General features: G+C 59.7%; 21 protein-coding genes and 1 riboswitch. Of the genes, 1 reads left to right on the top strand and 20 read right to left on the bottom strand.

What is annotated here, in order from left to right:
* Nucleotides 1–28: 28 nt before the first annotated feature.
* The 5 genes from IDH41_RS18585 to IDH41_RS18565 form a co-directional block, all read right to left on the bottom strand.
* A complete protein-coding gene (locus IDH41_RS18585) occupies nt 29–1,201 on the bottom strand; it encodes a YncE family protein (RefSeq protein ID WP_190863649.1) in 1,173 nt (390 codons plus the stop codon).
* Between the two features lie 225 nt (nt 1,202–1,426).
* On the bottom strand, nt 1,427–2,467 hold the full coding sequence (locus IDH41_RS18580; RefSeq protein ID WP_190863647.1) for an ABC transporter substrate-binding protein: 1,041 nt from the start codon (nt 2,465–2,467) through the stop codon (nt 1,427–1,429).
* Between the two features lie 107 nt (nt 2,468–2,574).
* Nucleotides 2,575–3,411 (bottom strand): helix-turn-helix domain-containing protein, encoded by an 837-nt coding sequence (locus IDH41_RS18575; protein WP_190863645.1) that lies wholly within the window; start codon nt 3,409–3,411, stop codon nt 2,575–2,577.
* Nucleotides 3,412–3,684: 273 nt separating this feature from the next.
* Nucleotides 3,685–4,026: a DUF1801 domain-containing protein gene (locus IDH41_RS18570; protein ID WP_190863644.1), complete on the bottom strand. Its 342-nt coding sequence runs from the start codon at nt 4,024–4,026 to the stop codon at nt 3,685–3,687.
* A gap of 39 nt (nt 4,027–4,065) precedes the next feature.
* Complete coding sequence (locus IDH41_RS18565; protein WP_317890777.1) at nt 4,066–4,467, bottom strand: VOC family protein; 402 nt, start codon at nt 4,465–4,467, stop codon at nt 4,066–4,068.
* Nucleotides 4,468–4,685: 218 nt separating this feature from the next.
* Between IDH41_RS18565 and IDH41_RS18560 the strand changes: the two genes are divergently transcribed.
* On the top strand, nt 4,686–5,183 hold the full coding sequence (locus IDH41_RS18560; protein WP_190863642.1) for a DinB family protein: 498 nt from the start codon (nt 4,686–4,688) through the stop codon (nt 5,181–5,183).
* Nucleotides 5,184–5,307: 124 nt separating this feature from the next.
* Here the strand turns inward: IDH41_RS18560 and IDH41_RS18555 are convergent, their stop codons facing one another.
* The 15 genes from IDH41_RS18555 to IDH41_RS18490 all read right to left on the bottom strand — a co-directional run bounded on the left by IDH41_RS18555 (nt 5,308) and on the right by IDH41_RS18490 (nt 21,046).
* Complete coding sequence (locus tag IDH41_RS18555) at nt 5,308–6,588, bottom strand: RNA polymerase sigma factor (protein WP_190863640.1); 1,281 nt, start codon at nt 6,586–6,588, stop codon at nt 5,308–5,310.
* The gene (locus tag IDH41_RS18550) at nt 6,585–7,019 is read right to left on the bottom strand and encodes a YciI family protein (protein WP_190863638.1); all 435 of its coding nucleotides are present in this window, start codon (nt 7,017–7,019) and stop codon (nt 6,585–6,587) included. The genes IDH41_RS18555 and IDH41_RS18550 overlap by 4 nt, the downstream gene beginning before the upstream one ends.
* A gap of 44 nt (nt 7,020–7,063) precedes the next feature.
* The gene (locus tag IDH41_RS32000; RefSeq protein WP_317890776.1) at nt 7,064–7,327 is read right to left on the bottom strand and encodes a DJ-1/PfpI family protein; all 264 of its coding nucleotides are present in this window, start codon (nt 7,325–7,327) and stop codon (nt 7,064–7,066) included.
* Complete coding sequence (locus IDH41_RS31995) at nt 7,263–7,508, bottom strand: hypothetical protein (RefSeq protein ID WP_317890775.1); 246 nt, start codon at nt 7,506–7,508, stop codon at nt 7,263–7,265. Before IDH41_RS31995 ends, IDH41_RS32000 begins: the two co-directional genes overlap by 65 nt.
* 56 nt (nt 7,509–7,564) lie before the next feature.
* Nucleotides 7,565–7,644: riboswitch (ZMP/ZTP riboswitch) on the bottom strand.
* A 75-nt stretch (nt 7,645–7,719) separates the two neighbouring features.
* Nucleotides 7,720–8,895 (bottom strand): UxaA family hydrolase, encoded by a 1,176-nt coding sequence (locus IDH41_RS18540; protein WP_190863637.1) that lies wholly within the window; start codon nt 8,893–8,895, stop codon nt 7,720–7,722.
* Nucleotides 8,892–9,197, bottom strand: a complete 306-nt coding sequence (locus tag IDH41_RS18535; RefSeq protein ID WP_190863635.1) for a UxaA family hydrolase — start codon at nt 9,195–9,197, stop codon at nt 8,892–8,894. The genes IDH41_RS18540 and IDH41_RS18535 overlap by 4 nt, the downstream gene beginning before the upstream one ends.
* A 242-nt stretch (nt 9,198–9,439) precedes the next feature.
* Nucleotides 9,440–10,198 (bottom strand): IclR family transcriptional regulator, encoded by a 759-nt coding sequence (locus IDH41_RS18530; RefSeq protein WP_190863633.1) that lies wholly within the window; start codon nt 10,196–10,198, stop codon nt 9,440–9,442.
* A gap of 221 nt (nt 10,199–10,419) precedes the next feature.
* Nucleotides 10,420–12,459: a hypothetical protein gene (locus IDH41_RS18525; protein WP_190863632.1), complete on the bottom strand. Its 2,040-nt coding sequence runs from the start codon at nt 12,457–12,459 to the stop codon at nt 10,420–10,422.
* A gap of 41 nt (nt 12,460–12,500) precedes the next feature.
* Nucleotides 12,501–13,343 (bottom strand): carbohydrate ABC transporter permease, encoded by an 843-nt coding sequence (locus IDH41_RS18520; RefSeq protein WP_190863630.1) that lies wholly within the window; start codon nt 13,341–13,343, stop codon nt 12,501–12,503.
* Between the two features lie 58 nt (nt 13,344–13,401).
* Nucleotides 13,402–14,313, bottom strand: a complete 912-nt coding sequence (locus tag IDH41_RS18515) for a carbohydrate ABC transporter permease (RefSeq protein ID WP_190863628.1) — start codon at nt 14,311–14,313, stop codon at nt 13,402–13,404.
* A gap of 70 nt (nt 14,314–14,383) precedes the next feature.
* Entirely contained in the window at nt 14,384–15,709 is a 1,326-nt protein-coding gene (locus tag IDH41_RS18510; protein ID WP_190863626.1) for an ABC transporter substrate-binding protein, read from the bottom strand.
* 89 nt (nt 15,710–15,798) lie between these two features.
* On the bottom strand, nt 15,799–17,400 hold the full coding sequence (locus tag IDH41_RS18505) for a response regulator transcription factor (protein WP_190863624.1): 1,602 nt from the start codon (nt 17,398–17,400) through the stop codon (nt 15,799–15,801).
* Entirely contained in the window at nt 17,393–19,186 is a 1,794-nt protein-coding gene (locus IDH41_RS18500; RefSeq protein WP_190863622.1) for a cache domain-containing sensor histidine kinase, read from the bottom strand. Before IDH41_RS18500 ends, IDH41_RS18505 begins: the two co-directional genes overlap by 8 nt.
* A gap of 170 nt (nt 19,187–19,356) precedes the next feature.
* Nucleotides 19,357–20,427, bottom strand: coding sequence for a DUF1835 domain-containing protein (locus tag IDH41_RS18495; RefSeq protein WP_190863620.1), 1,071 nt, complete (start codon nt 20,425–20,427; stop codon nt 19,357–19,359).
* 13 nt (nt 20,428–20,440) lie between these two features.
* Nucleotides 20,441–21,046 carry a beta-xylosidase family glycoside hydrolase gene (locus tag IDH41_RS18490; RefSeq protein WP_190863618.1) on the bottom strand — a complete coding sequence of 202 codons (606 nt, stop codon included), beginning with the start codon at nt 21,044–21,046 and terminating at the stop codon, nt 20,441–20,443.
* Nucleotides 21,047–21,308 lie beyond the last annotated feature (262 nt).

Below are 21,308 nucleotides of genomic sequence, written 5' to 3'. Positions count from 1 at the left end.
GGCATGCCCGCCCCGCATCGGCTTTTCTTTATCGGATCAGCGCGATCCTGCGCGGAGAATTGCCGACCGGAATCTCTCTTACGACGCTGTTGGTATTGCCGTCAAACACCGATACGGTCCGCCCGACGGAATTGACCACGTAGACCCCGTTCCTGAGCGGATTCACCGCGACGCCGATCGGCTCTTCCCCTACGGGGAAGTCGCCGAGCACCTCATTCGTATTCCCGTCGATAGAGGTGAGCGTGTTGTCGCCCCTGTTCGGAACGTAGATACGTCTCGTCTCCGGGTTGACGCCCGCTCCCTCCGGCAAGCTTCCGGTCGGGATGTCGCCCACGGGAGCGTTGGATACGCCGGATCTTACCGATAAGGTGCTGTCGCCGAGCCTCGCCACGTAAAGCCGATTCAAGCCCGGATCGAGCCCCAATCGGAACGGCACGGCCTCCTGCTGGTCGATCGGGAAGGTTTCCCGAACCGCATTGCGGCGGCCGTCGATGACCGATATGGTGCCGCTGTCCCGGTTCGCGACATAAATATAATCGGCAATCGGGTTAACCGCAATGCTGATCGGGGCGCTCTCGACGGGAACGGAAGCGATGACCTCGTTGCTGTCCCCGTCGATGACGGATACCGTATTGCTTTCGACGTTCGCCACGTAAATCCGGTTCGTCGTCTGATTCACCTCGATACCCTCCGGCGAGCTGCCGACCGGGACGGTCGCGATCACTTCGCTGGTCAGGCCGTCAATGACCGTTACGGAGCCTTCCCCGCCGTTGGCCACGTAAACCCGGTTCGTCTCGTCGTTCGCCGCTATGCCGGCCGGGCCGTTGCCTACGGGTACCGTTGCGATGACGGTATCCGAATTTCCGTCAATGACCGAGACGGTGTTGTCTCCGAAATTGGCTACGAAGACCCGATTGACCGAGATCGGCAATGGCGCCCCGGCCGGGCCCGGAGGTCCCGCCGGTCCGGGAACGCCCATCGGCCCCGCGGGTCCCGCCGGTCCCGTCAGGCCGACGGGGCCGATCGGTCCCCTAAGCCCTCTCGGACCCGTTCGGCCGCGAAGTCCGCGCGAGCCGGCCGCTCCTCTGCGCCCGACGCAGTTGGCAGCATGGCGCAGCCCTTTCTTGCAGCCGCACTTCCGTCTCGCGCGGTCTTTTAATTTTACTCGCTTTATTTTCCGGCAAGGGCACGATCTGCCCAATCTCCTGCTGCGGCCTTTCTTCCATTGGCACCCCAGTTCCAACACCTCCAAGTAAATTTATACTATTCTATTCATCTCGCATAGGGAGAGCATGGACAGCTGTCTTGTAAACGTTCGCTGATCTGGTAGGCCGTTCGTCCGACCGGCCTCCGCCGCCGCAAAACGCACAAAAGCCCGCGCGGCTTTCCGCGCGAGCTTCATGTGTTTGCCTTAGCAGCCGTTCCTTCATTCAAGCGCTTCGAGAACCGCTTGCACGCCGTATGAATTGCCGATCGGACCGTAGCTGAGGGCGAGCTGGCCGTCGATCGCGTAGACCTGCCCGCTCTGAACCGCTTTGAGCGATTTCCAAACCGCGCTGTCGTCCCACTCGTCCGTCAGCGCTCCGACCGATTGATCGCTGTAGTTGAAGTAGCCGAGAAACAAATGGTCCGCATCGAGCTCGCTTAGCCCTTCGAGCGTAAGCTGCGCGCCTTCCGCCATCACGTCGCCTGCCGGAGGCGTAAGCCCCATCCCCTCGTAATACGGCTTTAAGTAATCGACTCCTTGCAGCCATACCGCATCCGCTCTCACCTGCAGGAACGCGACCGTCCCTTCCAGACCGGCGAGCTTCTCCTTCGCCGTCTTCAGCTTGTTTTCGTATTCGGCGATATAGCTTTGCGCTGCATCCTCTTGGCCGAGAATTTCGCCGAATTTGGCGACGAGCGCGGGCCAGTTCGCCCATACGTCCGTTTCCGCCTCGTCGATGACGACGGTCGGCGCGATTTTCTCCAGCTCCCCGCCGACTGCCTGGTTGACGCTGTTGCCCGCGATAATCAGATCGGGAGCGTACGCGAGCAGAGCCTCCATGTTCACCTGGGTGTTCTCGCCTACGACGACGAGCTCGTCGTGCTTGTCTACATAAGGCTTGTAGCTCTCCGTCGCCAACACGGACTGCTTCTCCGTGAACGGCAGCGCCAGCGCCACGGACGGCAGGTCGAACAACAGCAGCGAATCGCCATAGCCCCAATGAACGACCGCAACCTTCTTCGGCTCCTTCTCGATCGTGATCTCGCCGTTAGCCGCTTTGACCGTACGCGGAAATTTGTCCGTCTGGGCGACTTCTTCGTCCTGCCCCTCCGTCTGCTGCCCTCCGGCATCGTTGCTTGGCGCGGCGCTATTGCCCGGTGCGGCATTATTGGTATTCGCCGCGCCCGAACAAGCGCTGATCAGCAGCATGATGCATAATAAACTCATTAACGCGGCGAATGATTTGGCTCGATTGCTCATGTCTGGCATCCTTTCTTTTGTCCCCGTTTATTGTGCGATAACGATTCTCATTATCAAATAAACTTTATCACCTTGCCCATCTTTTGAAAATAGATAAATTCCCGATCTCAAGATGGACGATTTCTTCTGCGGTAGAGGCCGACCTTGCTCGGCGGCAGCCCCTTGTGCTTCTTAAACAGCCTGCTGAAGTAGTACGCGTCGGAATAGCCGACGCTTCCGGCTACGTCGGAAACGGAAAATTGTCCCGTCATGAGCAGCTCGTACGCCCGGTTCATCCGGTATTGGATCAAATAATCGATCGGCCCGATGCCGACATATTTGTGGAACAAATACGAAAAATACTTCGCCTTCATCTCGCAGCGCTCCGCAAGAGAGTCGAGCGTGATCGGCTCCAAATAATGCGCCTGAATATAGGCGACGGCTTCGTCGATAACCGGATAGCTGTCCTTGTTCTGCCGGTGGCGTTCGGACTGGAGCACCTTGCCGAGCAGCCGGTAGAACGCGGTCTTCTTCTCCAGAAGGCCGATGCCGCCCGGAGAGTCCGCCGCCTGCTGCAGCTGCTCCAGCAGCTGCAGCAGCTCCGGGTCGTACGCGACGTGCAGCATCGAAACGTCCTTCAGCCGCCCGCCGTCTTCATGGTCCTGCGGCGCGGGCACGTAGTGGACCAGGCAGTACTCGAAGCCTTCTCCGCCTACCTGGATCTCCAGCTGCCTGCGCGCCCCGCCCAGAAGCGCCTTGCCCGGCTGCAGCTCGTACCGCTCCGCCCCGTCGAAGAGGAAGACGGCTTGTCCCTTAAGCGCCACGACGAGCGCGCATTTCGTGGTCGGTTGGTCGACGTGGCCCCGGTAGACCCGGTCCGCCGCAAGCTCGGTCCGATAGACGCCGTAAACCTGCAGCGGGACGCTCGCAAATTGTTGAGCCAGCTCTTCATAATCGTAGGCCACGTCCTCGCTCCCCTTTCCTTCCGGTATGACTCCATTCTATATGAACCGAAGAGGCTCTTCAATCGCCGGCGGCTGCCGTGCGGGAGGCGAGCGCTCCTGCCTGTTATTACGCGGTTAATCTTACATGGCGTAAAAGGAAATACGGGCGGCGATATGACCATAACGGCAGAAAGCCCGGCTCGAAAACGGCACAAGGCCAGGTCTGCCCCTGACGGGGAAGGCCTGGCCTCAATTGGTTGCGGACGCCCTGCGCCGCCCTGCGCGGCCGCCAGACTATAGCGAAGCGGCGGCCTGACCGACCAGCGAAGAAAGCAGTTCGGCATCGAGCGAGTCGCCTTGACGCAGCTTCATCGTTTTTCTCTCCGGAGGACCGTCGAACTGCCCTTCCGGGATCGGCAGACCGGCCGCGTTGAAGATCGTGAAGCTGACCGCGTCCTTCGACGTGGAGATGACGGCGGCGTATTTGCCGTTTTTCAGAAAATGCGGTTTTTTGTACTGCATGCGCTCCTGAATATCCGGTACCGAGCCGTGGACGATTTCGCGCAGCCGGGAGCAAAGCTCCCCCTGCCATGGATCTTTGACCGTTTCGATAAAAGCCGTTACTTCCTGGTTCATGTTCGTTCTCCTTTTTAAGTTATGTCGTTGGCGCCGTTCTTATGGTTTGACGACTTGCCACGTGACGCCGAACGGATCGACGACCTCTCCGTAATGAGCCCCCCACGGCTGATGCTCGAAGGGATACTTGACCGCGCCGCCCTCCGCAAGATTCGCGAACGCCGTCCGCGCTTCGTCTTCGCTCGCGAACGTGAGCGACATGCTGATGCTTCTGTTTCCCGTTACCGGCTCGAAGGAATCGGACAGGAATAGCGTGTTGCCTCCGGCAGCCGTCATGGCGAGGTGCATCACTTTGTCCTTGATCGCCTCCGGCGCCCCCGGCATTTGGCCATGCATGACGACCGACAAAATCTCGCCGCCGAGCGCCTCCTTATAGAACTCGGCCTGCTTTTTTGCGTTCTCCGACATGATATAGGGGGTAAGCTGCGCTTTCATTTCCATCAACCTTTCGTCTCGTTTTTATGGGTGAAACTTTCGCTTCTATAAGGACGACGAACGGGGTGAGACGAAATCGACAGCTTCGGAAAAATTTTTTAAAAAAATTTTTTCAGGCCCCGCTGCTGCGGCAAAACCGGCGGGTACGCCGAACGACCGGGACTAGCTCTTTCCACTCGACTGGAATTTATAGTATGCTAATCCATAAGGGAGGAGATGAATTTATGGTTAAACAACTGATCGTCGGCGACGCAACGCACGAACTGGCCACTACGCGCCGCGTTTTGGAACGGTTGCCCGAGGAGCATATGTCGTGGAAGCCGCACGAGAAATCGATGACGCTCGGCGGGCTGGCCACGCATCTGGTCAACCTGCTGAACTGGCAAATCGCGATTTTTCAGTACCCGGAGTTGGATCTATCGACCGTGCCGCTGCGTCGGGAGCCTTTGGAAAAGCGCGCCGACGTTCTGGAGGAATTCGACACGAACCTCGGCAGGTTCGAAAAGCTGCTCGCCGAATGCGACGAGACAGCTCTCGGCGAGGAATGGACGCTGCGGCACGGCGACCATATCATTCTCCGCAAGCCGCGGGCGATCGCGCTTCGCACCTTCGGACTCAGCCACATGGTCCACCACCGGGCGCAGCTCGGGGTATACTTGCGGCTTCTCGATATTCCTGTGCCGGGCATGTACGGTCCCTCGGCCGACGAGGCAGCCCAATGAACTAATTTTTTCGATCCGATACACGCCAAACAGTCGCAGGGAGCCGGCATGACCGCCGGCACTCTGCGACTGTTTCCCTGTCATCTCGTTTTCCCGTCAAATGGCCGGGGCAGCTCTGGCGGCGTTACTCGGGCTCGCCGCCGCCCGCTTCCTTGACGGCGCATTCCGCCGCGCGCCTAAGCAGCAGCCCGCGCTCTTTGTCGTTGCGGGTCATCGACGCGGCGCGTTCGAACTGCTCGCGGGCTTCGCCGAACCGTTCCAGCTTGAACAGCAAATCGCCGCGGACGCTCGGCAGCAGGTGGTAATCCTTCAGCGCCTGCTCGGAAGCCAGCGCGTCGACGAGCTGGAGGCCGAACGCCGGGCCGAACGCCATGGAGATGGCCACCGCGCGGTTCAGCTCCACGACGGGCGACGGCATGACGCGCGACAACGCCTCGTACAGCGCGGCGATACGCGGCCAATCGGTCTCGGCCGCAGTACGGGCGCGAGCATGGCAAGCGGAAATCGCGGCCTGCAGCGCATACGGACCGAGCGGCCAGCCCAGCTTCTGAGCGCGATCCAGCGCGGCGAGGCCGCGCCGGATCAGAAGCCGATCCCACTGCGCGCGGTTTTGGTCCATGAGGAGCACGGGCTCCCCGGCCGCGTTCACCCGGGTTTTGAACCGTGACGATTGGATTTCCATCAAGGCGACGAGGCCGTGCACCTCCGGCTCCGAGGGCGCGATCTCCGCCAGCACCCGTCCGAGCCGAAGCGCTTCCTGGCACAGCAGCGGCCGAATCCAGCTGCCGCCGGACGTCGCCGTATATCCTTCATTGAACATTAAATAAATAACCTCGAGCACCGTCGACAGCCGCTCTTTCAGCTCATCGCCCGCCGGGACCTCGAACTCGACACGCGAAGCGTTAAGCGTCCGCTTCGCCCGGACGATCCGCTGGGCGATCGTCGATTCCGCGACGAAGAAAGCCCTCGCGATTTCGTCGGTCGCAAGCCCCCCGAGCAGGCGCAGCGTCAGCGCGACCCGCGCATCCTGGGACAATACCGGATGGCAGGTCATAAAGATCAACCGAAGCAGATCGTCCCCGACCTCTCCGTCCAGCGCGTCGTCGATGTCGTCCTCGGTATACAGCTCGCTGCTTCGCCCCAGCTCTTCGTATTTCCGCTCCCGCACCTTGCTCCTGCGCATCAGGTCGATCGCGCGGCGCTTCGCCGTCGTCATCAGCCAGGCGCCGGGGTTGTCCGGAATGCCGGCAGCCGGCCACCGTTCCATCGCGACGATAAGCGCATCCTGCGCCAGATCCTCCGCGAGGCCCACGTCGCGCACCATTCGCGTCAGACCGGCGATCAGCTTGGCCGATTCGATCCGCCAGATGGCGTCGATCGTGCGCTTGACCGCTGAATCGCTCATGGCTTGTTAGCCCTCTCCATCTTCTCGCGAATGGCGGCTTCCATCGCCAGCGTCTCCGGATTTTGCGTCAAATCCGTCGGATCGATGATCTGGCGCAGCTCGATGACGCCTTCGCCCTTGCCATGCGGATCGGGCATGCGCATCGCCCATTCGATCGCTTCTTCCCTCGATTTCACCTCGATCAGCGTATAGCCCGCAATAATCTCCTTCGCCTCGGTGAACGGGCCGTCGGTTACTTTCGGCTTGCCGCCAGGCTCCGGATAGGAGATCCTTATCCCCTGCGAGCTGGCGTGCAGGCCGTCGGCCGCGAGCAGCACCCCGGCCTTCGCCAATTCCTCGTTATACTTCAGCATCGCTTCGAGCAGCTCCTGGCTCGGCATTATCCCCGCTTCGGAATCTTTCGTGCCTTTGACGATCATCATAAAACGCATCGGTCTTTGCCTCCCGCATTCCATTCATTATACGAATCTTCTTCTTATTGCCTGCCTTTAATAGAAGTATAGTACGGATAGTCCATCTTGTCTTGCACCTGCCGGACGAACCGTCCATCCGTCAGCGATTCGACGAAAAACAAGCCCAAATCGATCGAAGCCGACACGCCTCCGCCCGTATAAACATCGCCGTCCCGCACGAAGCGCTCCTTCGCCACTTCCGCGCAATACGGCGTCAATTGTTCATAGGCCGAACGATTCGTCGTCGCCCTCTTCCCTTCCAGAAAGCCCGCCGCGCCTAGGATCAACGCCCCCGCGATCGATCTTAACCGTTAATCCCCGGTCTTCGGCAATTTGCGGTTGGTTCGAGCAAAAATCCCACGAGAGGAACTCCTTTCCTTTTAGAATGCCCATCCAGGTCACCGCTTCGTAAAATCCCGCAAAGTCGAGCGTCGTCATTCCGTCGAACAAAATAAAGGCCATCTTCATTTTCGAAACCCCGCCCTTTCGAAATAAAATAAAAAGCATCCGATCGGCGCGATCGAATGCTTGGCCCAGGCGTACGGCACTGCTCAGCATGCGTTCCCTCGCGGTTATCCGCGTTACGCCAGTCGCGCATGCCGGTTATTTCCCGTATTGTATTCGGAATAATGGATGAAATCAACATTTTTTACCGCAAAAAAACGTTCTCTTACCTTCGTCAAAACGTCGGGCCGATGCGCCAAATGCCGAAGTCATGCTGCTTTAGCACCTCCGCTTTGGTCAGCTTGCCGGAGCAGACTTGCAGCATTTCCTCGTACAGCCGGTCGCCGACCGCTTCGATCGATTCCGTGCCGTCGATGACGGTTCCCGCGTTAAAATCGATGTTGTCGTTCATTTTCTCGAAAATCGGCGTGTTCGTCGAAATCTTGATCACCGGCGCGATCGGCGAGCCGGTCGGCGTGCCCCTCCCCGTCGTGAACAGCACGACCTGCGAGCCGCCCGCCACCATGCCCGTCAGCTGCTCGATGTCGTGTCCGGGCGTATCCATCCAGACGAGCCCTCGCTCGGTCGGACGCTCCGCGTAGTCGATCAGCTCCTTCAGCGGCCGGCTTCCGGCCTTGTTGGAGGCGCCGAGCGACTTCTCCTCCAGCGAGCTGAGTCCGCCCTTGATGTTGCCGGGGCTCGGGTTCCCCGTCCGGATGTCGATGCCCATCATCAGCGCCCGGCTCTCCATCGCCTGGATGACCTCGTACACCCGCTTGGCGACGTGGTCGTTCACCGCCCTGCGCGCGAGCAGATGCTCCGCCCCGATCAGCTCCGTCGTCTCGGCGAGAATCGAGGTGCCGCCTCCGTCGACGATTTTGTCGCTGACGACGCCGACCGCGGGATTCGCCGACAAGCCGGAGCAGGCATCCGAGCCGCCGCATTCGGTTCCGACGATCAGCTCGCCGATATGGCACGGCTCTCTTCTCAGCATTGACGCTTCCTGCACCATGCGCGCCGCGATCTTAGCCCCTTCCGCGATCGTGTACAGCGTACCGCCGTGATCCTGGATCGACACGACCTCCACCGGCTTGCCGCTCTTCGCGATCTCTCCGGCCACGCTTCTCGCCTGATGCGTCTCGCAGCCGAGGCCAAGCACGACGACGCCGTACACGTTAGGGTTCAGCCCCATTCCCGCGTACGTGCGGAACGTTTGCTCGTAATCGACGCCCACCTGCGCGCAGCCGTGCTGATGGATGAACGATACCGTGCCGCTGACCAGCTCCGTAATTTGCTTGGCCGCCTGCGTCGCGCACGTGATGGTGGGCAGAATCAGCACATGATTGCGGACTCCGACCGAGCCGTCCGCGCGGCGGTACCCCCAAAATTGCCCTTCCCCGAGCTCCGTCATACCTGGTCACCTCTTCCTCTTTTTCCTTCCAAATTATGCACATGTACATGCGCGCCCTTCGAAATGCCGCAGAGCGCCGCTCCGATGACCTCGCCGTACTTGAGAATATCCTCGCCCTGCGCGATGTCCCGGACGGCGAACTTATGGCCGAACTCGATCGGCTCGAGCAGCGTCACTTCGAACCGCGAATCCTGACAGGAGAAGGCAAGCTCCGTCCCGGCCGGAATGCTCATCAAAGCAACCGCCACATGGTCCTGCGGCTTAATCATAACCAGCTTGTAACCTTCGGTAGCGCGATCCATCCCGCATCATCTCCTATCGTTTCGTCTTGGGAGTACCCGCTTGCGGCTTGCCGAACGGGCCGCCCGATCTGTAAGCGCTATCAATGAAAAGTTAACGATCGGACAAATACCGGATAACCTTCATCGCATCGCCGCCCACAAACTGTTCTACATTATAAAACAATGTTCTCGTTTCATTAGAAAGAAAAACCAATAGCCGCTCCCGCTATTGCTTCTCTTCCCGCTTTCCCGTCGATCCTGCCCTATAACCCAAAGCCCATTTGCCTGGAAAGCTCCTGCCCTTTGGCCGTCAGCTTCCCCGCGTATTCCGCTTCTTCCTCGGCCGTCACCCTTGCGACCAGCATGGAGAGGCTGACGGCGGCGATCACGTCCCCTTTGTGGTCCCGAATCGGCACGGCGTAGCAGCGGACGCCCGGCTCGTTCTCCTGATCGTCGATCGCATACCCCTGCTCGCGGACGCGTTCGAGCTCCTTCAGCAGATCGGCCTTATTCCGAATGGTACGTTCCGTCTGAATCCGATATTCATAGTTCAGGAGAATGGCTTCAAGCTGCGCGGGCGCCTTGAACGCGATGAGCGCCTTGCCGACGGCGCTGCAATGAATCGGAATGCGCCGTCCGATCCGCGAGTAGCGGATTTGCGCCTTCTCTCCTTCCACCTTGTCGATGTAGACTCCTTCGCGGCCGTCCAATATGACGAGATGCGCCGTCTGCCCCGTCTCTTTCGAGAGCTCGGCAAGGGTAGCCTTGGCCGTGCGCCGGATATCCATGCTCTGCGTCAGCTGGCCGCTTCGCTCGAGCAGCTTGAGGCCGAGCCGGTACTTCCCGTTCTCCGCGTTCTGCTCGATGTAGCGGTATTCCTGCAGCGTCTTCAGCAGCGAGTGCACCGTGCTCTTGTGCAGGTTCATTTTGGCGCTGATTTCCGTTATTTTCAGCTCTTGATTGTATTCGTCGAACAAGTCGAGGATGAGGAGCGCCCTTTCGACGGACTGGATGATTGGCATTGCACTTGCACCCTTCTCGATTTCGGTTTGATATTACAAAACGGCGGTTGACTATTTCACCAATAGAATAATTGATCGGGGCGCTTAACGCAATAGGATAAACGGGCGCGGATCCATTGTACGAAGCGCAACGTAGGAGGGGCTTGGGCACGCATGGTGCAGCCGATCCGCCAAGCGCATGACCTTTCATTTCTGCCCCTCCCGTTACAACAACCTGCCGCCTACATCCCGTACCGCTCAAGCAGCTCGCCGTGGTGGGCCTTCATCCGCAAGTAGCTTTCGGCCGCGGCGCCGTTGCCCCAGTCGAAAATCGTAAATTCGCCGATGCCGAGCCCTTCGTCGTTCACCTCGCCCGAGTGGCCGTAATTTTCCATCATGAAGCCGTAATCCCGCTCGTTGAAGAACGGATACACCTTCTCCCACTGCGCCTTCGTCCGCTCGTTCTCGGGACAGTACATCATGACGAACGCGCAGCGCAGGGCGGCGAGCCCCCGCTCGATGTACTCCTCGCGCCGCAGGACGATGCCGTACTCGACGATCAGCTCCGCGAACAGGCCCTGACGCGCATCGTTCCACTCGCCGTCGCAGTTCATGACGCCGAAGCCGCCGAGCGCGTCCAGATGAATGTACGGAGGCTGCCAGGAAGCCTGCGTCATGAGCATTTCGTCCATGCAGCGCTCGCCCGCGGTCAAAAACTTGCTCTCGCCCGTATGCTGGTAACAGCGCAGGAACGCCTCGGCGCACCAATAGATCGAGAAGTTGCATTGTTTGTACATGTTGTTGCGGCTATATTTGCGCCCGACGTGATCCGAATTCCCGAAGGAGGAGCAGGACCAGTACGTTTCGAAGTCCTCCCATCGCCCTTCCGGCACGACCTCCCCCGCCACGACGTCCGCAGCCCGAACCGCCGCTTCCGCATAATCCGCCCGTCCCGACAGCGCGGCAAGCTTCAGCAGCAGCGTAACGGACAATGCCGTCTCCGGCGAATCGGACAGCGTCGCAAGCGGCCGCAGCGTTTCGTAATCGAGCCACGCCGGGAAGTACCCGCGCTCGTCCTGCAGCCCGATCAGCGCGTCCGCGTACCGGACGGCGTACTGCAGCAGCCGCTCGTCCTTCTCCAGCTCCTCGTACCACCTCACCATCCATAGCGCCGTCCAGCTCATATCGAGCACATGGTAAGGCGCCGACCGGACGGATTGCCACGCCTTTACGGGATTCCGGTTGGAATTGCCCCAATACGCCGTGTCCCAGCCCTTCGAGCGGTTAACCCGTACGCCGTCCGCTTCCGCCTGCTCCATCTCGGCCGCGATCACCGCCGGGAACAGCCCTTCCCGCTGGGGAGCGGAGAGCGCCAGCTCCTTGGTCATATTCGCCTTGGCGATCAGGCTCTCGTCCTTTTCTTGCAAGCCGTACCGATAGACGCCGTGCGCGGAGCGAAGCGAGCTGAACCACGCCTGGTTCCATATCGAGAGAAATTCCCTCTGATTAACGGGTCCCGGGTAGTTGGGGCTTTGCGTATAGTTCACGATGAAAGCCGCCGCCCCCACTTCCTTGCCGTCCAGCTCGAACTGCTGCCATACGCTGTCGCGCCACGTTTCGAAAGCCCACCTGTACGTGTACCGCACCAGGTTCATGAGCGGCAGCTGCAGCGGCGCGCCCGCCCGGAACAACGATTGCCCCCACTTCTCCCACATAAACCGCAGGACAGGACGCCAAGGATTGGCCAGCGTCTCCGGTTCTTCGGACGTGAACGCATAAAAGCCGAACGTCACCGTTCCGGCCTTGTAAGCCGCCCCCGGCTTTCGCCGGTACAGCACATGCTCCTTCACCTCGTATTCGCTCATGCCGAGCGTCAGCACATTCCGCTCCGCGTCCATGTCCATGTACCATCTGACGTCCTGTCCGGCGAGCATCAAATCCAGATCCGGCACGAGCGCAAGCGTGCGCGCCCCGTCCTGAACGATAAGCGCCGGAGAACGGAAGCTGTGCTGATCGATGATATGATCGTCCGTCGGCGTCAGATGCGGCGCCCAATGGAAGCTCGGCGCGAACGCCGGCTTCACCGTAACGCGCCAGTCGTCCTGCCTCACCGGCCCTTCCAGCCGGAAGGTCAGCCGAATCCGGAGCAGACCCGGACCGATCCGCTCCTGCTCGACGTCCGGGCGCGCGGAACCGATCGTTCCGCACGCCATTCCGCTAATGTAATCCTTTAGCCCCTTCTCGGGCTCAAATTCAAGCATCTGCCCTTTTTCCTTCTCCACCTTGCATTCCCTCCAGAATCGTAGAAAAAGTTAAAAACCGGTTACCCTTTGACCCCCGACATCGTGATGCCTTGCACGTAATACTTCTGCAGGAAGGCGAACAGCAGCAGGATCGGGATCGAGCTTACGGTATCCGCCGCGAGAATTCTTCCCCATTCCGTCATTTCCATATTCGTGAAGGAGGCGATCGCCACCTGCAGCATCTGCTTGCTTTGATCGCTAATGACGACGAGCGGCCATAAATAGGAATCCCATTGCCCCAGGAACGTGATGATGGCCAGCGTGACGAGTGCGGGAGCCGCGGCCGGCAGCACGATGCTCTGGTAGACGCGAAGCCACGAGGCGCCGTCGATCCGGGCCGCTTCCAGCAGGGCGCGCGGAATTTCCGAGAAAAACTGCACGAGCAGGAAGACGGCGAATACCGAAATGACCGACGGAACGATGAGCGCCGCGTACGTATTGATCCACCCGAAGTTTCTCATGAGCAGGTAGGTCGGAACGAGCGTCACCTCTCCGGGAATGACGAGAGCGGATATAAAAAATACGAACAGGATCCGTTTGAACCGAAAATTCATCTTCGCGAACGCGAAAGCCGCAAGCGAATTGAAAAATAAAGCAAAGATCGTCACGGTCGCCGCGACGGCCAGCGTATTGCCGATAAACCGGCTGAACGGCTCCGCGGTATCGAAGAACAAATCCGCGTAATTTTGCAGCGTCCATTCGACGGGAAACAGCGTTCTCCACTCCAGCACGTTCGCGAACTTGAAAATTTCCTCATGAGGCCGGAACGAGCCGAGCGCCATCCAGGCGATCGGCAGGATGAACACGAACGCCAGCGCGAGCATGACCATGAGCTTTAACGTCAGCGACAGCGTCTTCAACATCGCTAGTCTCCTCCTTTGCGTGGTTGGCGAAGCCCGGAACCGCATCGAACGCAATGGCTCAATGCTCGACGTCCGTCTTGAAAAATTTCATCTGGACGAGCGAGATCGCCAGCACGATGACGAACAGAATAAAGGCGGCCGCGGTCGAATAGCCCATTTGCATCTCCTCGAACGCCTTCTCCACGATAAAAAAGGTGGCGGTCGTCGTCGAACCGGCCGGGCCTCCCCCGGTGAGGATGAAGATCGGACCCGAAATTTTGATCGCGTCGATCGTCGTAATGATGACGACGAAGGCCGTCGTCCGGTTCAATAGCGGCAGCGTAATGCGCCAGAAGCTGTCCCATGGCGAGGCGCCGTCCATCTGCGCCGCTTCGTAAATGTCCGGGGAGATGTTGTTCAGCCCCGCCAGAAAGATGATCATAAAGAAGCCGACGGACTTCCAGATGCCGAGCAGCATGACGCCGTAGATGGCCGCCTGCGGATCGGACAGGAAAGCGATTTTCGGCAGGCCGACGGCGTTCAGGATCGTATTCAGCAAGCCGAAATCGTTATTGTACAGCAGCCGGAAAACGGTCGACGCGACGCCGATCGCGATAACGACAGGCAGGAAATAGACCGTCCGGAACAGCGGGGCGTACCACGTTTTCCGCTTGATGAGCAGCGCCAGTCCGAGCGCGATGGCCGTCTGCACCGGGATGACGACGACCGCGAAGTGGAACGAATGCAGCAGACTGTCGAGAAAATCCCGATCCTTAAGCAATTCGATGTAATTGCTAAGGCCAACGAACTCCGAGTCCGGGCTGATGAGGTTAAAGTCCTTGAAGCTGACGATCAGCGCCTGCAGCATCGGGTAGAAGACGAAGACCAGCAAGCTTGCGAGCGCCGGAAAAATAAAAGCGTACGCGTACCGCTCCTCCGACCTGAGATACGACAGGCGAGAGGACGGCTTCTTGGCGTTGACGCCGTTCATCACATTGCCTCCTTCCGGAATCCTGGCCGGGGGAAGCACCGCTCCCCTCCCGGCCGCATGTCCAGATCCGCTATTTCGTTTTCTCGATCGCTTTGTCTATCGTCTCTACCGCTTTGCCGAGGGAATCGTCGATGTTCTTGCCGCCGAGCACCACTTCCTCGAACAAATCGGTAATCGCTTTGCTGATGGTCGGATAAGCCGGCGATACCGGGCGCGGATGCGCGAAGCTCGACGATTGCTCGACGAAGATGTTCATCGGGTATTCCTTCAGCTCCGGATACGCATCTGCGACGGATAGGCGGGCCGGCAAGTTTTTCGTCTTCTCGTACCAGACCTTGGCGCCTTCCTTGCCCGTTACCCAATTAAGGAACAGCCACGCTTCGTCCGGATGCTTCGACTGCTTCGTGATCGCCAGGTTCCAGCTGCCGTTCGGCGTGACCTGCTTCGCGTCCTTCCACAACGGCGCGATGTCCCAGTCCTCGCCAAGCTTGAAGTTCGGATGACTTGCGGCATAGCCGCCGATCGACCACGGTCCGCTGACGTTAATGCCGAGCTTGCCGGTTTCGAACGCTTCCGGCGGCAGCTCCTTGGCGGCCAGCTTCTCCGTATACAGCGAGTTGAAAAACTCGATCGCCCGCTTGCTTTCCGGCGAGTTGAGATACCCGTCGGCCGTTCCGCCGTCCGGACTCAGAATTTCGCCGCCCGCCTGCCAGATGAACGGCATCTTCACGAACGCCGAGCCTTCGCCGGCGCCGACGCCCCAAGCCGGATCGATGGCGTATACGCCTTTGCCCGGATCGTTGATTTTGCGCGCGGCGTCCAGCACCTGCTCCCACGTCCACGCCTCGTTCGGATCCTTGGACGGCAGCTCGACGCCCTTCGATTCGAACATCTTCTTGTTGTAGAACATCGCCACGCTCGCGTCGTTGAGCGGAGCCGCCCAAATTTGATCGTTATACGTCAAGCTGTCGCGGACGGGCTTCGCGATATCGTCCAGATCGCCGTCCTTCGCGAAATAATCGTCCAGCGGAATGACGGCGTCCTGATACGCGTAGGCCGCGACGTTCGGACCGTCGATGCCCATTACGTCGGGAGCCCCTTTGCCGGCCAGCGCCGTGCGTATTTTCGTCTCGTAGTCGGCGTAAGGAATGATTTCCATTTTGACCGTAATGTTCGGATGCTCCTTCTGGAAAGAAGCGATCAGCTGCTTCAGCGTATCGACCTCTACGTCGTTGTCGTGCCGCCAATACTTGATCGTAACCTTCTCCGAACCGCCCTCGCCTGCCGAGCTGCCGCCCGTTTCCGCGTTGCCGCCTCCGCCCGAGGAGCATCCGGCCAGTACGGTCAAGGCCAGCAGCAATCCCGTCATGGCTCTAACAAGCTTCGATTTCCTCACCTTTGTTCATCCCCTTTGTTTGTGGTCGTTACAAGTACAAAATTAACACGAAGGAGCAGGTTCGGATTTCACGATTTTTGGCTTGCCGCCTATAATTTCTTTTGATTTTTCCGGAAGTCCGCCGGCCGGACCCCGTGCGTCCGTTTGAATATCGTGCTGAAGTAGCTCAAATTCGAGAAGCCGACGCGGAGCGCAACGTCGCTGATGCTAAGACGTCCTTCCCGCAGCAGCGCCTCTGCATGGCGCATGCGCACGTCCAGCAAATATTCGCTGTACGTTTTGCCCGTCTGCTTGTGGAAGACGTCGGACAAATAGGCCGTATTAATCCGATATTGTTCCGCGAAGCCGGCCAGGCTGATTTCTTCCCCGTAATTGTCGTCCATATACCGGCACACCGCGTCGACGATCTCGTCGCTCCGGGAACGCTTGACGCGGTTCACCTGATCCGCGATGATGCCGCCGAGCAGGAGAAGGCGGCTCTTGACGCTCTCCGCGGCTTCCAGCTTCCACAGCGCCTGCTGCCCGTCCCACAGCGCCTCCTCGATCCGCGCGTCCTCGATCCGGAACTTGCGGACGACGGCGCTTACGGCGAACATCACCTTCAGGACGGCGAGGTTGAACGAAAATTTCGAATAGCTCTCCGTCTCGCGCAGCAATTCGTCCACAAGCGACGCGTAGGCCGCTCCGTTCCCCTTCTCGAGCGCGGCCGTTATCCGCTTCTCGAGATCCGACGGCAGCTCCCTGTCCTGCTCCGAGTCGTGGGCGAAGCCGATATGGGAATGCGTGTCGAGACGGATCCGGCTGAGCGCGAGCAGGCTGGTCGCGTATCCGTTCTTCATCCGGCTTGCGTCCGGAATCGCCTGGCCGATTCCCGCGACGACGCCGACTCGCAGGAAGTGATGGATGTCCCGCTGCAGCTTGGACGCGAAGGCGACAAGCCTGTCCTCGTCCGCGAACGCGGCGAAGAAGTGAACCATCGCCGGATAATTCATGTCGTAGAAGGCAATGATCGGCTCCAAGCTCTTCTGCGCGATTTCCCTGCACATGAGCTGGAAGGCGGTCCGCATCAACTCCGGCCGCTCCGACACGCGCTCGAACCGGTTGTCCGGGACGCGCAGCTCGGCCGATAAAATGCGCGCGCCCGTCCCGCCGTCAAGCCACGCGCCCATTCCCAGCTCCCCGGCTCTTCTCCGCGTTTCCGCGGCGGACAAGCCGTCTTCCTTGATCAGCTGCAGCACGAACTGCTCCCGCATCGCCGGAACCCGGTCGGCCAGCTTCCGCCTCAGCTCGGTTTCCGCCGTTTTTTTGACGTTGTCCTCGTCCAGCTGCTTCCCGACGCGTTCAAGCAATTGCTCCAGCTCTTCGGTGACGACGGGCTTCAGAAGGTAATCCGCGGCGCCGCATTGGATGGCGGTTTTGACATACGCGAAATCGTCGTAGCCCGACAGCACGATCAGCCGGATATGCGGATACGAGGACGAGCATTCCCGCAGCAGCGCGAGTCCGTTCATGACGGGCATCTGAATGTCGGTAATGACGACGTCGTACGGCTCCTCCAGCAGCCGCTCGAGCGCCTCCTCCCCGTTGCCCGCTTCCCCCGCGACCTCGAAGTGGAATCGATTCCACTCCACCCGCAAGCGGATGCCGGTCCGGATTTCCCGCACGTCGTCGACGATCAGTACTTTATACATGATGCCCGCTCTCCTTTATCGGCATGATTAGGCGAATTTCCGTCCCTTTGCCTTCCTCGGAATCGATGCGGACCGCAAATTGCTCCTCGTAATGCAGACGGCAGCGCGCAAGCACGTTGCGAAGCCCGATTTGTTTCCCTTCGCTCCTCAGCAGCTCCCTGCCCTGCAAGCGGTCCAGCTGCTCGGTCAGATCGCGGCGCAGCGCCTCGCCCATGCCGATGCCGTTGTCCTTGACCGACAGGCATAAGCGGCCGTCCGCTTTGGTTGCGGCGATGTCCACTTGCACCTTCTCCGCGTGATCGATGCTGAATTTCACCGCGTTCTCGACCAGCGGCTGCAGGATGAATTTGAGAATCGCCAGCCCGTCGTCTCCCGTATTGTCCGTAACGTTAATTTCGATCCGCTCGCCGTATGTCAGCTTGAGAATCGAGGCGAAGAAGCGCGCGTAATCGAGCTCTTCCTTCAGCCGCACTTCGTCGCTGTCGAGCTTCAGCGAATAGCGCAGCATGCGTCCGAGCGACTCGGTCGCCTTCAGCACGTCGCGATTCCGGCCTTGAACGGACAAGGAGCCGATGACCTCCAGCGTATTGTACAGAAAATGCGGGTTGATCTGCAGCAGCAGCGCCTTGTACTCCGCGTCCTTGCGGCGCAGGTTAAGGTCCACCTCGATTTGGATGTAATCGCGAAGCGTCCGGGTCATCCGGTGAAAGACGTGAACGACGTAGCTGATTTCGTACGAGTTGGATTTGGCCGCGGGCAGCAGCGCGTTCGTTTTGGAGAAATCGCCCCGCTCCACTTCCTTCATCGTCCGGGCCAGCTTCGACAGCGGATTGGTGATGCCGTACGCAAGCCAGTATGCCAGGCCGATCGTCGCGCATATCAACAACGCCCCGACCCACAATATTTGGCGCTTGATCCAGGCGATTTTGCTGAACAGCTCCTCCTTGGACACGACGCCTACGAGCATCCAATCCTCCGCCGACAGATGCTGGTAGAATACCAGGAATGAGGACGACGGCTCGTCGATCCAGAAGTGGCCCTCCGGCTGAGCCGCGATCAGCTTGCGTACGTCCTTCGCGCCTTCCTGCAGGATCCGGCCGTGCAGCGACAAGTCCTGATCCAATACGGGCCGTCCGGCCCCGTCGAGCAAGTAGACCGCGCCGGTCTTGCCGAGCTTGATGTTCGCAAGAGGCTCCCGGAACAGCGTCGTCGGCATATTGATTTTGATGACGCCCATCGGAACCAGCTCCTGCAAATTCGTCAACGGATAAATATAGCTGTTGATTTGCGTTCTTCTCACCGTGCGCGAAGGCTGGTCGTCGTCGTAATGCGCGGGCAGCCAGCGGATTCCGTTTTTGTAATATCGCGCGTACCAATCGGCCGCCATAAAATCTTTGTCGTAGCTCCAGATGCCGAACCGGTCTTCCAGAAACAAGCCGACGGACGCGAGCTCGGAATTGCTCGACGTGATCGAGGTCAGGTACGACCGCATCGCTTCGCTGTTCGTGAATTCCGCCTTGCGCCCGGGAGGCGTATTTTCCTGGAAAGACAGCCATTCCTGCGTCATTTCGCTAGCCAAAATCTGCTGCGACAGCTCCTCGGTCTGATCGAACAGCGAGTCGGCGTACGTCGCGTACTGCTTCATCGTCTGGGAGGTCGACACCTGAATCAGGTTTTCGATCGTCTCGGTCGACACCTCCGTCACGATCCAGGCCAGAAACCCGAACGGCACGACGAGCAGGACGGAGAAGGTCAGGATGAGCCTGGAGCGCAGCGAATAGAACATGCGTACACCCCCTTTTTTTCGATCGGCATCTTACGCTGTAAGCGGTTGCGGAATAACACCTGCGCAGCGTCATCGGGGTGGCCCCCTTGTACAGCCTAACAATCGCCATGCAAACCGCAACGCGCCTTCTGCCTGCATGGCAATTGCCAGTAATTACTAGCATGCGCCTCTCACTTGCGTCTTACTCCATAAAATCGCATCGCTCTCGGCACGCCTTTGATCGCCAGCTTCCCGCAATAGACCAGCTCCCGCAGCCGGTATTCGAAATAATCGTCATGGATGTATTGCTCGCAATACCCGATCGCTTCGCCGATGACTCTCGCCGCCCGGATGAAGTCGCGATTCGCTTTGTAGCCGTGCAGCTTCTCCACCGTTTCCAGCAAATAATCGTCAAAATAATGCGCAGCGACGCTTTGGATGCGATCGCCGGACCATAGGCGCAGCACCTCCCGGGATTCGGCAAGCGCCAGCCATTCGCGCTCCAGCGCAAGCCGCGCTTCGCGGTCGATGGGCCCGGTCTCCGCCCGCTCCCCGAAGACGGCCTGCAGCTTCTCGGGCACGATTTCTCCCGCGTGCCTGTAGTCGATGCGCCGGTCCGCCCGGTTATACCGCCTAGCACAAGCGCTTGCCGCATCAAAGACGCAGAGCTCGTTAGACCGACCTCTAAGCAAATAGGCGGCATACCGCAGCCCGACCTGCTCATGCGCATTGCCGCCGCTCCATAGGACGATCGGGGCTCGCGAAGGAATACGCGCAAGCTGCCCCGCAAGCCGCTCGAACCCGGCTTCCTCCTCTTCGGGATCGGCTTCATGGCCTTCATCGTTGATGTGGTCGCGGAGCCACTGCCTCCTCTCCCGCCGGCCGGCTTCCTCATGAAGCTGCCATAGCGGACCGATGGCAAAATGGTCGCGGAACGCGATCACCTTGTCCGTATCCGCTCGCCCGAGCTGCTTAATCGCGAGCCTCAAGCAGCCGGCGATCGAGTCGCCGAAGACGAGATGAACGGCCTTTGGTTCCGCTTCCTGGACCTGCTGGCCATGATGCGCTTTAAGCAGCGCGCTCCGCAGCTCCATCAAGCTATCGAGCAGATCGGCCTTCGCGCCGTCGTGACGGCCAGCCATGTCGGCCTGCAGCAAGAGCAGCTTGAGGGCTTGCTTCGCTTCCCGCTCGGTAAGCGCGTCGACCGCGCTGCGTAATTCGTTCCATTTGTCCAACGGCTCCGCCTGCCTTTCATCCTTCAAAGTATCGCGCTCCCTACCGAACCGCTTCCCGACTGACCTCGAAGCCGCCGAACGCCGCCCAATGCTCCTCCTCGTCGGAGCCGCAATGGCCGAACACGCCCGCCTGCAATCCTTCCGTTCCCCGGCCGAATGCCGGGCATCGCCCGATCGCGGTCCAATCCTCCGCCTCGGACTGCCGGCAGCTCGCTTCGACGGCCTGTCCGTCTCCGGCCAGCGCGAGCCGGAGCGCAACGCGATCCGTATCGACCGCCGCTTTGGCCGCGACGGACGCCACGGCGCCTTCCTCCCGCACGAGGACGACATGCCGCCCTTCGGGAAGCAGCTCGAACACAAGCTTAATATAGTGGTCGTCATCATAATACCACAGCAGGCCCGCCTGCTCGAACGGCAGCTTCAGCCGTATTTCCACGTTTGCTTGCACGGCGTCCGCATCTTCGGGGAGAGGCCGGACAAGCAGGTTGCGCGCCGTGTTCTCCTCCCCGTAGATCGTGCCGGGCCGGATACGGATTAGCAGACGCCCGTCTTCGCCCACTCTCCAGTCCCCCTCGTTCCCCCGTATCCAACTCCACTCGCCGGCCAGCCCGCCGTCTTCCGGCCTCGTCTCGAATCCCGTCATCATCCCGCAGTTCCCCCTTAACTGATTTATGACTATGCAAACTATTCATTTATCGGTAAAGTAACATCTCTTATTATACAGAAATGGCCGGACGTGTCGAACATAATCGCCGAAATGGCGACGGATTAAGCAGTAGTCAAAGGTGCATCCCTTTCTATTTTTCGCATCTATTCGCTCGTCTCTACGCTCTGCCGGATGCTCAAGCCAAGCTTGCGCCCCGTATGCTCATACGCCATTCCCGGCGACTCATCGTTTAAGCGTGCAA

Source organism: Paenibacillus arenilitoris, from assembly GCF_014705655.1.
Classification (GTDB): Bacteria; Bacillota; Bacilli; order Paenibacillales; family Paenibacillaceae; genus Pristimantibacillus; species Pristimantibacillus arenilitoris.
The sequence above is the reverse complement of the archived record's forward strand: the minus strand, read 5'-3'. Positions and strand labels throughout refer to the sequence as shown.

Excerpts from the sequence above, each read along its gene's own strand:
- IDH41_RS18500 (WP_190863622.1), bottom strand. The coding sequence starts at position 19,186 with ATGTTCTATTCGCTGCGCTCCAGGCTCATCCTGACCTTCTCCGTCCTG.
- IDH41_RS18540 (WP_190863637.1), bottom strand. The coding sequence starts at position 8,895 with ATGACGGAGCTCGGGGAAGGGCAATTTTGGGGGTACCGCCGCGCGGAC.
- IDH41_RS18555 (WP_190863640.1), bottom strand. The coding sequence starts at position 6,588 with ATGAGCGATTCAGCGGTCAAGCGCACGATCGACGCCATCTGGCGGATC.
- IDH41_RS18535 (WP_190863635.1), bottom strand. The coding sequence starts at position 9,197 with ATGGATCGCGCTACCGAAGGTTACAAGCTGGTTATGATTAAGCCGCAG.
- IDH41_RS18570 (WP_190863644.1), bottom strand. The coding sequence starts at position 4,026 with ATGAACCAGGAAGTAACGGCTTTTATCGAAACGGTCAAAGATCCATGG.
- IDH41_RS18490 (WP_190863618.1), bottom strand. The coding sequence starts at position 21,046 with ATGATGACGGGATTCGAGACGAGGCCGGAAGACGGCGGGCTGGCCGGC.
- IDH41_RS18520 (WP_190863630.1), bottom strand. The coding sequence starts at position 13,343 with ATGTTGAAGACGCTGTCGCTGACGTTAAAGCTCATGGTCATGCTCGCG.
- IDH41_RS18560 (WP_190863642.1), top strand. The coding sequence starts at position 4,686 with ATGGTTAAACAACTGATCGTCGGCGACGCAACGCACGAACTGGCCACT.
- IDH41_RS18515 (WP_190863628.1), bottom strand. The coding sequence starts at position 14,313 with ATGAACGGCGTCAACGCCAAGAAGCCGTCCTCTCGCCTGTCGTATCTC.
- IDH41_RS18550 (WP_190863638.1), bottom strand. The coding sequence starts at position 7,019 with ATGCGTTTTATGATGATCGTCAAAGGCACGAAAGATTCCGAAGCGGGG.
- IDH41_RS31995 (WP_317890775.1), bottom strand. The coding sequence starts at position 7,508 with ATGAAGATGGCCTTTATTTTGTTCGACGGAATGACGACGCTCGACTTT.
- IDH41_RS18580 (WP_190863647.1), bottom strand. The coding sequence starts at position 2,467 with ATGAGCAATCGAGCCAAATCATTCGCCGCGTTAATGAGTTTATTATGC.
- IDH41_RS18530 (WP_190863633.1), bottom strand. The coding sequence starts at position 10,198 with ATGCCAATCATCCAGTCCGTCGAAAGGGCGCTCCTCATCCTCGACTTG.
- IDH41_RS18565 (WP_317890777.1), bottom strand. The coding sequence starts at position 4,467 with ATGGAAATGAAAGCGCAGCTTACCCCCTATATCATGTCGGAGAACGCA.
- IDH41_RS18505 (WP_190863624.1), bottom strand. The coding sequence starts at position 17,400 with ATGTATAAAGTACTGATCGTCGACGACGTGCGGGAAATCCGGACCGGC.